Below are 13,700 nucleotides of genomic sequence, written 5' to 3' on the forward strand. Positions count from 1 at the left end.
GAACATTTGGTATGCAGTCCTTGCGGTTATTGACCCTTTCCGCCGGAATTTACCGTTGGAGTGCGTTGCGCTAGGGGTCGGCCCGGAGGTGCTGCTGTCGCTCTTGCCTGGATTTCGCCAGTTGCAAAGCCCTACATTATAGCGTGTTGCGGAAATTTCAAGCAGTTTCTGCACCCGACGGGCGCAGGCGATTGCGCAATTCGAGCCGTCGCGCCTCCAGTGCCTTGTAGCGTTCCAGGGCCTTGGGGTCCTTGCCGACGGCTGCAATGGCCTCGCTTTGCTGGGCCTTGAGCCGGTCGTCCAGCATGAAATCGAGCACGCTGGTGAGCTCCTTGGCGGCGTCGGCCAGGTGCTGCTCTTCCTCGCCTTCAGGCACCGGGCCGGCTTCGGAGACGTTCATCAGCCGTTCGGCCAGGGCCTCGAAATCTTGCCCGCGCATGCCTTCGCGCAGGGCCGCCCAGGGCTGCACGCCATGCTCGTGCAACTGGCTGTCGAGCCAGGTGAACAGCATGCCGTGCGAGCCGGGCAGGTCGCACAGCATCAGGTGAAGCTCGTGCGACAGCGCGTCCCATTGCGCCATGTTCGACAGCAGCAGCCGCACCGCCACGTCGGGCCGGCTCGGCGGCTTGCCGCGACCGCGCAGCGGTTCGATGGGTTCCTCGAACTTGCCGCCCCAGCGCTTGCCCTTGCCCTTGACGAACTTGCGCGGTGCGCTATCACTTTGATAGCTAGGCGGCTCGTAGTCCTGCGGGGGCGGCATGTCGGGGTAGTAGTCGCCGCCGCTGCTGTTGCTGCCGCCGCCATCGCCGGGCTCGGGGTAGCGCTGCTGTTGCTGCGCGGGCGCCGCCGCCTTGCGCGGACCGGGCAGGGAGGCCCAGAGCTCCGACAGCGCCGGTGCGTCGAGCTGCACCATGGTTGCGATTTCGCTCAGCAACTGGCGCTTGAGCGCGCCGTCGGGCATGGCGCTCCAGAGCGGGCGGACGTTGCTGGTCATGTGCGCGCGGCCTTCGGCGGTGGTCAGGTCGCAGCCTTCGCGGGCGGCTTCGAGCATGAAGCGCGACAGCGGCGTGGCCTCGGTGACGAAGCGGGCAAAGGCTTCGGCGCCGTGCTCGCGGATGAAGCTGTCCGGGTCGTGCTCGGCCGGCAGGAACAAAAACTTGATGCTGCGCACGTCGGTGGCATAAGGCAGGGCGCCGTCGAGCGCCTTGCGCGCGGCGCGGCGGCCGGCGGCGTCGCCGTCGAAGCTGAAAACCACCGACTCGGTGAAGCGGAACAGCTTCTGCACGTGCTCCGTCGTGCAGGCCGTGCCCAGCGTGGCCACTGCGTTCGGAAAGCCGAGCTGCGCCAGCGCCACCACGTCCATGTAGCCCTCGGTCACCAGCGCGTAGCCGCGGTCGCGGAAGGCGGAGCGGGCCTCGTACAGGCCGTAGAGCTCGCGGCCCTTGCTGAAGACGGGCGTTTCGGGCGAATTCAGGTACTTGGGCTTTTCGTCGCCGAGCACCCGCCCGCCGAAGCCGATGCATTCGCCCTTGACGTTGCGGATCGGGAACATCACGCGGTCGCGAAAGCGGTCGTAGCGCTTGGCCTCGCTCTCGCTGAGCTGCCCTTCTTCGTTGTTGACGATCACCAGCCCGCTTTCGGCGAGCAGCGGATCGTCGTAGTCGGGAAACACGCTGGCCAGCGCGCGCCAGCCGGCCGGCGCATAGCCGATGCCGAACTGCTTGGCCACTTCGCCCGAGACGCCGCGGCCCTTCAGGTATTCGATGGCACCGGGGGCTTGCCGCAGGTGCTTGCGGTAGGCGTCGCCGGCTTTTTCGAGCACGTCGCTCAGCGTGGCCTGCTTCTGGCGCTGGCTGGCGGCGCGGGCGCGCTCGGCTGGCGAGGCGTCGTCTTCGGGCACTTGCAGGCCGTACTGGCCGGCCAGGTCATGCACTGCCTCGACGAAGCCCATGCCCGCATGCTCCATCAAAAAGCCGATGGCGTTGCCATGCACTCCGCAGCCGAAGCAGTGATAGAACTGTTTCGTGGGGCTGACGGAGAAAGAGGGCGATTTTTCGCCGTGGAACGGGCACAGGCCCATGAAATTGGCGCCGGCCTTCTTGAGCTGCACATAGCGGCCGACGATTTCGACCACATCGGCGCGCGCGATGAGTTCCTGGATGAATGAAGCGGGGATGGTCATGTAGGCGAAGAGCGGCAAATCATACGCAAGCGGCCGGCCACTTGCGGCGGGACGGCATACTGAATGCGACCGAAATCCTTACGCATGACGAAGCCCAACCCATTGCAACACGCCGCGCCGCTGCTGCGCCACCCGCTCCGGTTCATCTGGGACGCCCTGAAGGCTTTTCGCGCCAACCAGGGGCTGTTGCTCGCGGGAGCGGTGGCGTACTACGCGCTGCTGTCCATCGTGCCGCTGCTGATCGTGAGCGTGATCGCGCTGTCGCACGTGATCGACCAGGCCGAGCTGCTGCGCACCATCGGCCAGTACCTGGGCTGGCTGCTGCCGGGGCAATCGAAGGCCATCGTGGCCGAGCTGTCGAGCTTCCTGGACCACCGCGACGTGATGGGGCCGGTGCTGCTGGTGACGATGATTTTTTTCAGCTCGCTGGCCTTCAGCGTGCTCGAGAGCGCCATGGCGGTGATCTTTCACCACCGCAAGGCCGACCACAAGCGCCATTTCCTGGTGTCGGTGGCCATGCCGTACATCTACATCCTGTGCCTGTGCGTGGGGCTGCTGCTGGTCACGCTGGTGTCGGGCGCGCTGCAGCTGGTGGGGCGCGAGAGCGTCGACCTGCTGGGGCGCAGCTGGTCGCTGTCAGGCGTTTCGGGCCTGCTGCTCTACCTGCTGGGGCTGGGCGGCGAGATCTTCATGCTGACCTCGCTCTACCTCGTGATGCCGGCCGGCCGCATGTCGCTGCGCCACGCGCTGCTGGGCGGCGTGACGGCCGCGCTGCTGTGGGAGGCCACGCGGCGGGTGCTGATCTGGTACTTCTCGACGCTGTCGCAGGTCAACGTGGTCTACGGCTCGCTCACCACGGCCATCGTGGTGCTGCTGAGCCTGGAGATTGCCGCCACGCTGGTGCTGCTGGGTGCCCAGGTGATCGCCCAGTACGAGCGGCTTGACCGCACCGGCAGCACCGCTGTGCCGCCGGTGGCCCCCGACGCGGCAGCTGTCAGCGTGGAGGGAGTCGAATCGCTCCGTCGAGACGGATGACTTCGCCGTTCAGCATGTCGTTCTCGATGATGTGTTTGGCCAGCTTGGCGTAGTCCTCGGGCGTGCCCAGGCGCGAGGGGAAGGGCACGCTGGCGGCCAGGGCGTCCTGCACCTCTTGCGGCATGCCGAACAGCATCGGCGTGCCGAAGATGCCGGGAGCGATGGTCATGTTGCGGATGCCGTTGCGCGCCAGGTCGCGGGCGATGGGCAGGGTCATGCCGACCACGCCGCCCTTGGAGGCGCTGTAGGCGGCCTGGCCGATCTGGCCGTCGTACGCCGCGACCGAGGCGGTCGAGATCAGCACGCCGCGTTCGCCGGTGGCTTCGGGCTCGTTCTTGCTCATCGCGTCGGCCGCGAGGCGGATCATGTTGAAGCTGCCGATCAGGTTGACCGTGACGGTCTTGCTGAACACCGCCAGCGCGTGCGGGCCGTTCTTGCCCACGGTCTTTTCGGCGGGCGCGATGCCGGCGCAGTTGATCAGGCCGGCCAGCTTGCCGAGCTGGGTTGCGGCGGCAACGACGGCCTGGCCGTCGGCTTCCTGGCTCACGTCGCACTTGACGAACACGCCGCCGATTTCCTTGGCAACGGCTTCGCCCTTTTCAGCCTGCATGTCGGCGATCACCACCTTGCCGCCGTTCGCGGCCAGCATGCGCGCCGCACCTTCGCCGAGGCCCGAAGCGCCACCGGTCACGATAAAAACTCTGCCGTCGATCTGCATTGAAAGTCTCCTGGGATAAGGCGTGCATTATCGAAGACGCCCGCGGGACGAAAGCGAGAAGAAAGCGAGACGAAAAAAAGGGCCTCATCCGAAGATGAGGCCCCTGAATTGGATCCGTGAGGACCCAAGGAGACAACTGGTGGTGGCCGGCGGCTTAGCGCTTGCGCGAAGCGGTGGCGGTCTTTGCGGCGGCAACGGCTTGCGTCGACACGGCATTGAAGTTGGCTTCGGCGACGTCCGACGCTTGCTTGACGGCCTTTTGAACCGATTCGAAAGCGTTGTTGGCGGCGGCCACGGCGCTCTTCAGCACGGCAACGGCGGTTTCCGAACCGGCGGGTGCGTTCTTGGAAGCGCTGTCGACCAGGCCGACGAAGGCTTGCTGGGCTTCAGAGGCCTTGGCTTCGAAAGCCTTGGAGAACTCGGCGCCGGTGCCTTGGGCGATGTCGTACAGGTGACGGCTGTAGGCGGCGGTCTTTTCGGCCAGGGGCTGGAACAGGCTGGCTTGCAGCGTCAGCAGTTCTTGCGCATCCTTGACGCTCAGGGCAGCCTGGGCGGTACCGGCGGCTTCAGCCAGGGCGGCCTTGGAAGCGGTCACGTTCAGTTCGACGAGCTTCTCGACGCCTTCGAAAGCCTTGGTGGTCAGGCCGAACAGGGTTTCGAGGTTTGCTTTTTGAGCGGCGAGGATTTGGTCAGCGGTCAGGGCCATGTGAGATCTCCAGAAGGGATGATTGAGTGGTCGGTTCACGTTGCGCTGCCTCGTCGTCCATGTTGCGGTGCAGCATGGCCTCAAGTATAGGCAGCTGAAATTTGCGATCAAGGGGTTTTTGCTGCTGTGCAGCAATCTAGAGGCCGCTTTCTAAATCGGTCCCCAAGGACCCCTTGGACCCCGGATTGCAGAATGCGGGCATGCGCGCCTTCTATTCCGGTCAGTTCGTGTTGCCCCTGCCGCCGGGGCACCGTTTTCCCATGTCGCGCTACGCCTTGCTGCGCGACCGCCTGCTCGAGCAACTGCCGGCCGTCGACATGGACGAGGCCCCGCGCGCCTCCGACGAAGAGCTCGCGCTGGCGCACACGCTCCAGTGGATCGCCGCCATCAGCGATGGCAGCGTGAGCCCGCAGGCGATGCGCGAAATAGGCTTTCCCTGGAGCGAGGCGATGGTCGAGCGCTCGCGCCGCTCCACCGGCGCCACCATCGCGGCCTGCCGCGCGGCCTTTGCCGGGGGCGTGGCCGCCAACATGGCGGGCGGCACGCACCATGCCTACGCCGACAAGGGCAGCGGGTTCTGCGTCTTCAACGACGCCGCGGTGGCCGCCAGGCTGATGCAGGCGGAGCATGCCCGCGCGGGCCGGCAGCTCAAGGTGGCGGTGATCGACCTCGACGTGCACCAGGGCAACGGCACGGCCAGCATCTTTCGCGACGACCCGAGCGTGTTCACGCTGTCGCTGCACGGCCAGAAGAACTTTCCCTTCCGCAAGGAAGCCAGCGACCTCGACGTCGAGCTGCCCGACGGCTGCGGCGACACCGACTACCTGGCCGCGCTCGAGCACGCGCTCGATGAACTCGACCACCGCTTTTCCCCCGGCCTCGTGATCTACCTTGCGGGCGCCGACCCCTTCGAGCGCGACCGGCTGGGCCGCCTCAAGCTGAGCTTCGACGGTCTGGAAGCGCGCGACCGGCGCGTGTTCGACTGGGCCTGGCAGCGCCGCCTGCCGCTGGCCTTTGCCATGGCCGGCGGCTACGCCAGCGACATTGCCGAGACCGTGCAAGTGCAGGTCGGCACCTTCAGGGTGGCCTTCGGGTACTGGCAGCGCTGGCAAAATGCCGCGCGATGAGCTCCGCCACCAAACCCACGCCGCACCACCGAAACAGCTACCGCGCGTTCCGCAGCATCCCGACGCGCTGGGCCGACAACGACATGTATGGCCACGTCAACAACGTCGTGTACTACAGCTGGTTCGACACCGCGGTGAACGCACTGCTCATCGAGCGCGGCGCGCTCGACATTCACGCAGGCCAGACCATCGGCTTCGTGGTCGAGACGCAGTGCAACTACTTCGCGCCCATCGCGTTCCCGCAGACGGTGGAGGCAGGCATCCGCGTGGCCCAGGCCGGCCGCTCCAGCGTGCGCTACGAGATCGCGCTCTTCGCCGAAGGCGCGGAAACCGCGGCCGCGCAGGGCCACTTCGTGCATGTCTACGTCGACCGCGCCACGCAGCGGCCGGTGCCACTGCCCGACGCATTGCAACAGGTGGTCGATTCATTGAAGGCCTGACCCAGAAGGCCCGCGTCTAGAAGACGCGCAAGAAAAACGGCGCCCGAGGGCGCCGTCGTCTTTTGTCATCGGGCCAGAGCCACGACGAAGAAAGAATTACTTCTTCATGGCCTTGATGTCGGCCTTGCCTTGGGCTTCATCGGCCTTGGCCTGCTTCACACAAGCGTCCTTGGCGGCGCCGCTCTGGTCATCGCACTTTTCCTTGGCGACTTCGTAGGCGGCCTTCACCTTTTCTTCAGCCACCTTGCGGGCGTGGCTGTCGCTCGGCTGGTATTGCTGCTCCAGCTCCGCCTTGGCAACGTCTTCCTTGCCCTTGGCTTCCTTCTGGCAGACGTCCTTGGCGTTGTCCTTCATCGTGTCGCACTGCGCCTTGGCGACCTTGTAGTCGGCCTCGACCTTTTCCTTGGCGACCTTGTATTCGTCCTTGGTCATCGCGCCGGCTTGCGTGGCAACGAAGCAGGAGGAGGCAAGAGCGAGCATGAGCAGATGTTTTTTCATTGGAGTTTTTCCTTCGAGGTTGTTGATATTCAGAATGTTCGGGGAGGGCGCGGGCACGGCTGGCTCGCGCCATGCGGTGTCAGGGTGTCAGTAGCGTTCGAACCAGAGGGCGTCCGGCGTGCGGCCGTCGCGCGATTCCCATTCCTTCACCTGCTTTTCGGCTTCGTCGCGGCTGATGCCGTGGCGTTCCTGGATGCGGCCGAGCAGTTGGTCGCGCTTGCCCGCGATGACGTCGAAGTCGTCGTCGGTCAGCTTGCCCCATTGCTCCTTGACCTTGCCCTTGAGCTGCTTCCAGTTGCCTTCGATGGTGTCCTTGTTCATGTGAATCTCCTTTGAGGGTTGATTCGGCGGGCTGTGTTTTTTGCCGCCGTGAAATCAATGTCGCCGCATGGATTCACCCCCACGGTAGGACGTGCTGTTCAGGCCCCGTAGGCAGAGGCCGACGCGCACCGTGATAATCGATGCGACGCCGAAAAGTTGGAGACACCGCACCGCACCGCATCGCACTGCATCGCGTACAGCACCATGATCATTCACAGCCTGCTCGACACCGACCTCTACAAGTTCACGATGATGCAGGTCGTTCTGCATCACTTCCCGGGGGCGCGGGTCGAGTACCGCTTCAAGTGCCGCAACCCCGGCGTCGACCTGGCGCAGTTCGCGGGCCAGATCCGCGACGAGGTGCGCAGCCTGTGTTCGCTGCAGTTCCGCGATGCCGAACTGGCCTACCTGCGCTCGATGCGCTTCATCAAGAGCGACTTCGTCGACTTTCTCGGGCTCTTCCGGCTCAACGAGAAATACATCAACATCATTCCGCAGCCCTCGGGCGAGCTCGAGATCCGCATCAAGGGGCCGTGGCTGCACACCATCCTGTTCGAGATCCCGGTGCTGGCCATCGTCAATGAGGTCTACTTCCGCAACACGCAGAAGAAGCCCGACTTCGAGGAAGGCCGCCGCCGGCTCGAAACCAAGATCGCCCAGCTGCAGGATGCCGGCCTGTCCGACCTGAAGATTGCCGACTACGGCACGCGCCGCCGCTTCTCGAAGGACTGGCATGAAGAGGTGCTGCGCACCCTGAACGCCCGGCTGGGGGCCGTGACATCGCCACCCGCGCATGCCACGCCCGGCGCGCGGCTGCCGCAGCTCGCGGGCACCAGCAACGTGCTGTACGCCATGAAGCTGGGCCTGATTCCGCTGGGCACCATGGCGCACGAATACCTGCAGGCCTGCCAGGCGCTGGGCCCGCGGCTGCGCGACAGCCAGATCTTCGGCTTCGAGAGCTGGGCCCGCGAATACCGCGGCGACCTGGGCATCGCGCTGTCCGACGTGTACGGCATGAGCGCGTTCCTGCGCGACTTCGACCTGTATTTCTGCAAGCTCTTCGACGGCGCCCGCCACGACAGCGGCGACCCGTTCCAGTGGGGCGAACGCATGCTGGCGCACTACATCGCCAACCGGGTCGATCCGCTCACCAAGACGCTGATCTTCAGCGACGGCCTCACGGTGCCGCGCACCATCGAGCTGTACCAGCAGTTCCGCGGCCGCTGCCAGCTGGCATTCGGCATCGGCACCAACCTCACCAACGACCTGGGCTACGAGCCGCTGCAGATCGTCATCAAGATGATCCATTGCAACGACCAGCCGGTGGCCAAGCTGTCGGACACGCCGTCCAAGAACATGTGCGAAGACGAAAAATACCTGGCCTACCTGCGCCAGGTCTTCGAGATCGAACAACCCCCCGCCTGACGGCTGTACCCGCGCTGCGCACTGAACGGTCTGGTACGGTACGGCCCCATGCAAAAAACGATCCGACTGACCGCAGCCGCGGTATTTCTGCTCCTGCTTCCCGCCCTGGCCTCGGCCGCCGACTTCGACGGCGGAAAGCTGTCGCCGCTGTGGGGCGTGCCCTTCGCGGGCATCCTGCTGTCGATCGCCTTGATGCCGCTGCTTGCGCCGGTGTTCTGGCATCACCACTACGGCAAGATCTCGGCCGCCTGGGCGCTGGCCTTCCTGCTGCCCTTTGCCGCGACCTACGGTGCGGGGCTGGCGGGCGTGCAACTGGTGCATGCGCTGGTGGCCGAATACATTCCGTTCATCATCCTGCTGACGGCGCTCTTCACGGTGGCGGGCGGCATCCACATCCGCGGCAACCTGCACGGCGCACCCGGCCTCAACACCGCCATCCTGGCCATCGGCGCGGTGCTCGCGAGCTTCATGGGCACCACGGGCGCCTCGATGCTGCTCATACGGCCGCTGATTCGCGCCAACGACAACCGTGCGCACAAGGTGCACGTGATCGTGTTCTTCATCTTCATCGTGTCGAATGCCGGCGGCTCCCTCACCCCGCTGGGTGATCCGCCGCTGTTCCTCGGCTTCCTGAAGGGCGTCAGCTTCTTCTGGACGGTGCAGAACATCCTGCCCGAAACGCTCTTCATCCTTGCCGTGCTGCTGGCGCTGTTCTACATGATCGACCGCCACTACTACCGCAAGGAGGGCGTGTTGCCGGTCGACCCGACGCCTGACACGCCCGGCGTCGGCTTCGACGGTGCCGCCAACTTCTGGCTGCTCGGCGGCGTGGTCGCGCTGGTGCTGCTCAGCGGCTTCTGGAAATCGCCGATTCAGTTCGACGTGTTCGGCACCGAGGTCGGCCTGCCGGGCCTGGTGCGCGACGTCGGCCTGGCGCTGATCGCCCTGGTGTCGTACAAGCTCACGTCGGCCAAGGTGCACGCCGACAACCAGTTCGAATGGGGGCCGATGGCCGAGGTGGCCAAGCTGTTCGCGGGCATCTTCCTGACCATCATCCCGGTGATCGCGATGCTCAAGGCCGGCACGCAGGGGCCGTTCGGCGCCATCGTCTCGGCCGTGACGCGCGCCGACGGCCAACCCGACCCGGCCATGTATTTCTGGGCCACCGGCGTGCTGAGTTCGTTCCTGGACAACGCGCCGACCTACCTGGTGTTCTTCAACACCGCGGGCGGCGACCCGGTCGCGCTGATGACCACCTACGCCAGCACGCTGGCCGCCATTTCAGCGGGCGCCGTGTTCATGGGCGCCAACACCTACATCGGCAACGCGCCCAACCTGATGGTCAAGGCCATTGCCGAGAGCCGCGGCGTTCGCATGCCGAGCTTCTTCGGCTACATGGCGTGGTCCATGGCCATCCTGGTTCCGCTGTTCGTTCTTTGCACCTTCATCTTCTTCCGCTGATTTTTTCGCTGACCGCCTTCCGCCGAGAGACAACATCATGAGCAAGCCAAAGATCCTGGTCGCACGCGCGATCTTTCCCGAGACCATCGAGCGCCTTTCGCAGCATTTCGAGGTCGAGTCGAACCAGTCCGATGAAAGCTGGAGCAAGGAGCAGCTCATCGAGAAGCTCAAGGGCAAGCAGGGCGCTTTCACCACCGGCAGCGAACGCATCGACACCGCCGTGCTCGACGCCTGTCCCGACCTGAAGATCTGCGCCAACATGGCGGTGGGCTACAACAACTTCGACGTCGACGCCATGGCCGCGCACGGCGTGCTGGGCACCAACGCGCCCGACGTGCTGACCGAAACCACGGCCGATTTCGGCTTTGCGCTGTTGATGGCCACGGCGCGCCGCATCACCGAGAGCGAACACTTCCTGCGCGCGGGCAAGTGGCAGAAGTGGAGCTTCGACATGTTCGCGGGCTCCGACATCCACGGCTCGACGCTCGGCATCATCGGCATGGGCCGCATCGGGCAGGGCATTGCCAGGCGCGGTGCGCATGGCTTCGGCATGAAGGTGGTCTATCACAACCGCTCGCGGCTCGATGCAACGCTCGAAGCCGAATGCAAGGCCAGCTACGTGAGCAAGGAAGAGCTGCTCAAGACCGCCGACCACGTGGTGCTGGTGGTGCCGTATTCGCCGGCGTCGCACCACACCATCGGCGCGGCCGAAATCGCGCTGATGAAGCCGACCGCCACGCTGATCAACATTGCGCGCGGCGGCATCGTCGATGACGCGGCCCTGGCCGCAGCCCTGCGCGACAAGCGCATCGCGGCGGCGGGCCTCGACGTGTTCGAGGGCGAGCCCAAGGTCCACCCCGACCTGCTCACCGTGCCCAACGTGGTGCTGACGCCGCACATCGCCAGCGCGACGGTGCCTACGCGCCGCGCCATGGCCGACCTGGCCGCCGACAACCTGATCGCGTACTTCAGCGACAAGGGCCCGCTGACGCCCGTCACGCCCGTTCCGGCCGCTCAAAAATAAAAACAGGCCCCGCACCGCGACTTGGACACTTCCCTGATTCTTCTCCTGCTGGGGGCGCTCGCGCTCGTTCAGCTCGCGCTGGTGATCTGGCTGCTCGCACGCAGGCCGCCCCCGCCCGACCACAGCGACATGCTGCGCGTGCTGGCCGCGATGGGCAGCGCCAACGAACGCACCGAGCGCGAACTGCGCCGCGAAATCGGGGACAACTCGCGCGGTGCGCGGCAGGAAACCGCGCAGGCCTTCGCCACTTTCCAGCAGTCGCTGGTGCAGCAGGGCGCCGAGGCCACGCGCACGCAGAATGCGCAGCTCGATGCCTTCGCGCTGCAGCTCGCCTCGTTGCAGAAAACGCTGGCCGACACGCTCAACACCCAGTTGCAGGGCCTGAGCGAATCGAATGCGCGCCGGCTGTCCGAGGTGCGCGAGACCATGGAAACCCAGCTCGCGCAGCTGCAGCAGACCAACGCCGCCAAGCTCGACGAGATGCGCAAGACGGTCGACGAAAAGCTGCAGAGCACGCTCGAAGCGCGCCTTGGCGAGAGCTTCAAGCAGGTGGCCGACCGGCTTGAACAGGTGCACAAGGGTCTGGGCGAAATGCAGACGCTGGCCGTCGGCGTCGGCAGCCTGCAGCGCGTGCTGACCAACGTGAAGACGCGCGGCATTTTTGGTGAAGTTCAGCTGGAGGCCTTGCTGGAGCAGGTGCTTACGCCCGACCAGTACGCCAAGCAGATCGAGACCAAGCCGCGCAGCGGCCAGCGCGTCGACTTTGCCATCCGCTTTCCGGGACGCGGCGAAGACGGCGCGCCCGTGTGGCTGCCCATCGACGCCAAGTTTCCGCGCGACGACTACGAGCGCCTGATCGATGCCCACGAGCGCGCCGATGCCGCCGGTGCCGAACTGGCGGCCAAGGCGCTCGAGGCACGCATCCGCACCGAAGCCAAGTCCATCGCCGACAACTACCTCGCGGCACCGCACACCACCGACTTCGCCATCCTGTTCCTTCCTGTCGAAAGCCTCTATGCCGAGGTGCTGCGCCGCCCCGGCCTGATGGACGCCATCCAGCGCCAGCACCGCGTGACGCTGGCCGGCCCCACCACCTTGCTCGCCATGCTCAACAGCCTGCACATGGGCTTTCGCACGCTGGCGCTGGAGCAGCAGGCCTCCGAGGTGTGGAAGGTGCTGGGCGCGGTCAAGACCGAATTCGAGCGCTATGGCGAGTGGGTCTCGCGCATCAAGGAGCAGGTGGCCAAGGCCTCCGACACGCTCGACAAGGCCGACACCCGCGCCAAGCAGATGCGGCTGGCGCTGCGCAAGGTCGAGGCACTGCCCGAGGCGCAGGCGCAGGTGCTGCTGCCGCCCACGGCCGATACCGACAACAGCATCGACAACGACACCGAGGGCGAAGAACTCCCGTGAAAGGTTCCGAACTGCTGCGCGTCATCGGCGCCCAGGTTTGCCTGCACGCCACCATGGCCGGCATGCGACTCGCGACGCCGCTGCTGGCGCTGCAACAGGGCTACAGCGCGGCAGCGGTCGGCGTGCTGATCGCGCTGTTCGCGCTGACGCAGGTGTTCCTGGCCTTGCCGGCCGGGCGCTTCACCGACAGGTACGGATTCAAGCGGCCACTCTGGTTGTCGGTCATCGCGGCATCGGTCGGCGCGGGGCTTGTGGTGGTCTTTCCGATCTTCCCGGTCATGTGCATTGCAGCCCTGCTGACGGGCGGTGCCACCGGCGCAACCGTCATTGCGCTGCAGCGGCATGTGGGGCGCTCGGCCACCAACACCACGCAACTCAAGCGCGTGTTCAGCTGGCTCGCCATCGCACCGGCGGTGGCCAACTTCGTCGGCCCGTTCCTGGCCGGCATGCTGATCGACCACGCCGGCCGCATACCGGCCGACCTGCTGGCCTTTCGCATCTCCTTCGCGGTGATGGCGGTGCTGCCCATCGTCTGCTGGATGCTCGCGCGCGGCGCCTACGAGCCACCACTGGTCGCGCCCGTTGCGGGCGCGGTGCCCACGCGCGCCTGGGACCTGCTGCGCGAGCCGATGTTCCGGCGCCTGCTGTTCGTGAACTGGCTGCAGTCGTCCAGCTGGGACGTGCACGCCTTCGTGCTGCCGGTGCTGGGCCACGACCGCGGCATCAGCGCCTCGGTGATCGGCTCGATCCTCGGCGCCTTCGCGATCGCGGCAGCGGTGATTCGCGTGGTGCTGCCGATGATTGCGTCGCGTGCATCGGAGCGCAGCGTGATCCTGTGCTCGACAGTGGTGACGGCGGTGGTGTTCGCGGTCTATCCGTTGCTCGACTCGGCCTTGACGATGGGCCTGTGCTCGGTGATCCTGGGCTTTGCACTGGGCGCGGTGCAGCCGATGGTGATGAGCATGCTCCACCAGATCACACCGCACGCGCGGCACGGCGAGGCGTTGGGCCTGCGGCTGATGACCATCAACGCATCGAGCGTGGCGATGCCGATGCTCTTCGGTTCGCTGGGGGCGCTGATCGGCATTGCCGGCGTGTTCTGGGTCGTGGGCGGCGTGCTGGCGTTGGGCGCTCGGGCTACCTGGGGCCTGAAGATCTAGCGTCTTCTGTCTATTGCGCTTTGTGTTTTGAGCGCTGCTGTTCGATTCGGGTTCATTCGGGGCGACGCCCACGCCGACGGTGTGCTCTGCTCCGCGAATGTCCCCCGCTTCGCTCCTCCTTTATTTCGCTGCGCAGAGCACACCATCCGCGTGAGCGTCATCAGAGTGGTCGTTGATCAGCGGTACACCA

Annotated in this window: 13 protein-coding genes; 8 read left to right on the top strand and 5 right to left on the bottom strand. The window is 65.8% G+C overall.

The window, feature by feature from the left end; genetic code table 11:
- Positions 1-157: 157 nt before the first annotated feature.
- Positions 158-2,182, bottom strand: coding sequence for a DNA primase (gene dnaG / locus DBV14_RS26920; RefSeq protein WP_124463917.1), 2,025 nt, complete (start codon positions 2,180-2,182; stop codon positions 158-160).
- 84 nt (positions 2,183-2,266) lie between these two features.
- On the opposite strand from dnaG, the gene DBV14_RS26925 reads away from it, so the two are divergent.
- Positions 2,267-3,217: a YihY/virulence factor BrkB family protein gene (locus tag DBV14_RS26925; protein ID WP_124463919.1), complete on the top strand. Its 951-nt coding sequence runs from the start codon at positions 2,267-2,269 to the stop codon at positions 3,215-3,217.
- On the opposite strand, the gene DBV14_RS26930 is transcribed toward DBV14_RS26925, so the two are convergent.
- Positions 3,177-3,935: a 3-hydroxyacyl-CoA dehydrogenase gene (locus DBV14_RS26930; protein WP_124463921.1), complete on the bottom strand. Its 759-nt coding sequence runs from the start codon at positions 3,933-3,935 to the stop codon at positions 3,177-3,179. The genes DBV14_RS26925 and DBV14_RS26930 overlap by 41 nt on opposite strands.
- Before the next feature lie 154 nt (positions 3,936-4,089).
- Positions 4,090-4,641 (bottom strand): phasin family protein, encoded by a 552-nt coding sequence (locus DBV14_RS26935; protein ID WP_124463945.1) that lies wholly within the window; start codon positions 4,639-4,641, stop codon positions 4,090-4,092.
- 200 nt (positions 4,642-4,841) lie between these two features.
- Here DBV14_RS26935 and DBV14_RS26940 point away from each other — a divergent pair, with 200 nt between their 5' ends.
- The gene (locus DBV14_RS26940; protein WP_124463923.1) at positions 4,842-5,768 is read left to right on the top strand and encodes a histone deacetylase; all 927 of its coding nucleotides are present in this window, start codon (positions 4,842-4,844) and stop codon (positions 5,766-5,768) included.
- Positions 5,765-6,208 carry a thioesterase family protein gene (locus DBV14_RS26945; protein WP_124463925.1) on the top strand — a complete coding sequence of 148 codons (444 nt, stop codon included), beginning with the start codon at positions 5,765-5,767 and terminating at the stop codon, positions 6,206-6,208. The genes DBV14_RS26940 and DBV14_RS26945 overlap by 4 nt, the downstream gene beginning before the upstream one ends.
- Positions 6,209-6,304: 96 nt before the next feature.
- Here DBV14_RS26945 and DBV14_RS26950 read toward each other — a convergent pair whose 3' ends face one another.
- Positions 6,305-6,706, bottom strand: coding sequence for a hypothetical protein (locus tag DBV14_RS26950; protein WP_124463927.1), 402 nt, complete (start codon positions 6,704-6,706; stop codon positions 6,305-6,307).
- An 87-nt stretch (positions 6,707-6,793) separates the two neighbouring features.
- Positions 6,794-7,027 (bottom strand): CsbD family protein, encoded by a 234-nt coding sequence (locus DBV14_RS26955; RefSeq protein ID WP_081268647.1) that lies wholly within the window; start codon positions 7,025-7,027, stop codon positions 6,794-6,796.
- A gap of 204 nt (positions 7,028-7,231) precedes the next feature.
- Between DBV14_RS26955 and pncB the strand changes: the two genes are divergently transcribed.
- From pncB to DBV14_RS26980, 5 genes are read left to right on the top strand one after another with little or no spacing between them, the layout of a single operon-like run.
- Complete coding sequence (gene pncB / locus DBV14_RS26960; protein ID WP_124463929.1) at positions 7,232-8,452, top strand: nicotinate phosphoribosyltransferase; 1,221 nt, start codon at positions 7,232-7,234, stop codon at positions 8,450-8,452.
- A gap of 48 nt (positions 8,453-8,500) precedes the next feature.
- Entirely contained in the window at positions 8,501-9,913 is a 1,413-nt protein-coding gene (locus tag DBV14_RS26965) for a sodium:proton antiporter (RefSeq protein ID WP_124463931.1), read from the top strand.
- Between the two features lie 37 nt (positions 9,914-9,950).
- Positions 9,951-10,937 carry a D-glycerate dehydrogenase gene (locus DBV14_RS26970; RefSeq protein ID WP_124463933.1) on the top strand — a complete coding sequence of 329 codons (987 nt, stop codon included), beginning with the start codon at positions 9,951-9,953 and terminating at the stop codon, positions 10,935-10,937.
- Between the two features lie 21 nt (positions 10,938-10,958).
- Complete coding sequence (locus DBV14_RS26975) at positions 10,959-12,350, top strand: DNA recombination protein RmuC (RefSeq protein ID WP_124463935.1); 1,392 nt, start codon at positions 10,959-10,961, stop codon at positions 12,348-12,350.
- On the top strand, positions 12,347-13,510 hold the full coding sequence (locus DBV14_RS26980; RefSeq protein WP_124463937.1) for an MFS transporter: 1,164 nt from the start codon (positions 12,347-12,349) through the stop codon (positions 13,508-13,510). Before DBV14_RS26975 ends, DBV14_RS26980 begins: the two co-directional genes overlap by 4 nt.
- Positions 13,511-13,700: the final 190 nt, after the last annotated feature.

The sequence above is a fragment of the Variovorax sp. KBW07 genome (assembly GCF_003852515.1).
GTDB lineage: Bacteria > Pseudomonadota > Gammaproteobacteria > Burkholderiales > Burkholderiaceae_C > Variovorax.

Coding starts and splice junctions, on each gene's coding strand:
- dnaG (WP_124463917.1), bottom strand. CDS start 2,182: ATGACCATCCCCGCTTCATTCATCCAGGAACTCATCGCGCGCGCCGAT.
- DBV14_RS26925 (WP_124463919.1), top strand. CDS start 2,267: ATGACGAAGCCCAACCCATTGCAACACGCCGCGCCGCTGCTGCGCCAC.
- DBV14_RS26930 (WP_124463921.1), bottom strand. CDS start 3,935: ATGCAGATCGACGGCAGAGTTTTTATCGTGACCGGTGGCGCTTCGGGC.
- DBV14_RS26935 (WP_124463945.1), bottom strand. CDS start 4,641: ATGGCCCTGACCGCTGACCAAATCCTCGCCGCTCAAAAAGCAAACCTC.
- DBV14_RS26940 (WP_124463923.1), top strand. CDS start 4,842: ATGCGCGCCTTCTATTCCGGTCAGTTCGTGTTGCCCCTGCCGCCGGGG.
- DBV14_RS26945 (WP_124463925.1), top strand. CDS start 5,765: ATGAGCTCCGCCACCAAACCCACGCCGCACCACCGAAACAGCTACCGC.
- DBV14_RS26950 (WP_124463927.1), bottom strand. CDS start 6,706: ATGAAAAAACATCTGCTCATGCTCGCTCTTGCCTCCTCCTGCTTCGTT.
- DBV14_RS26955 (WP_081268647.1), bottom strand. CDS start 7,027: ATGAACAAGGACACCATCGAAGGCAACTGGAAGCAGCTCAAGGGCAAG.
- pncB (WP_124463929.1), top strand. CDS start 7,232: ATGATCATTCACAGCCTGCTCGACACCGACCTCTACAAGTTCACGATG.
- DBV14_RS26965 (WP_124463931.1), top strand. CDS start 8,501: ATGCAAAAAACGATCCGACTGACCGCAGCCGCGGTATTTCTGCTCCTG.
- DBV14_RS26970 (WP_124463933.1), top strand. CDS start 9,951: ATGAGCAAGCCAAAGATCCTGGTCGCACGCGCGATCTTTCCCGAGACC.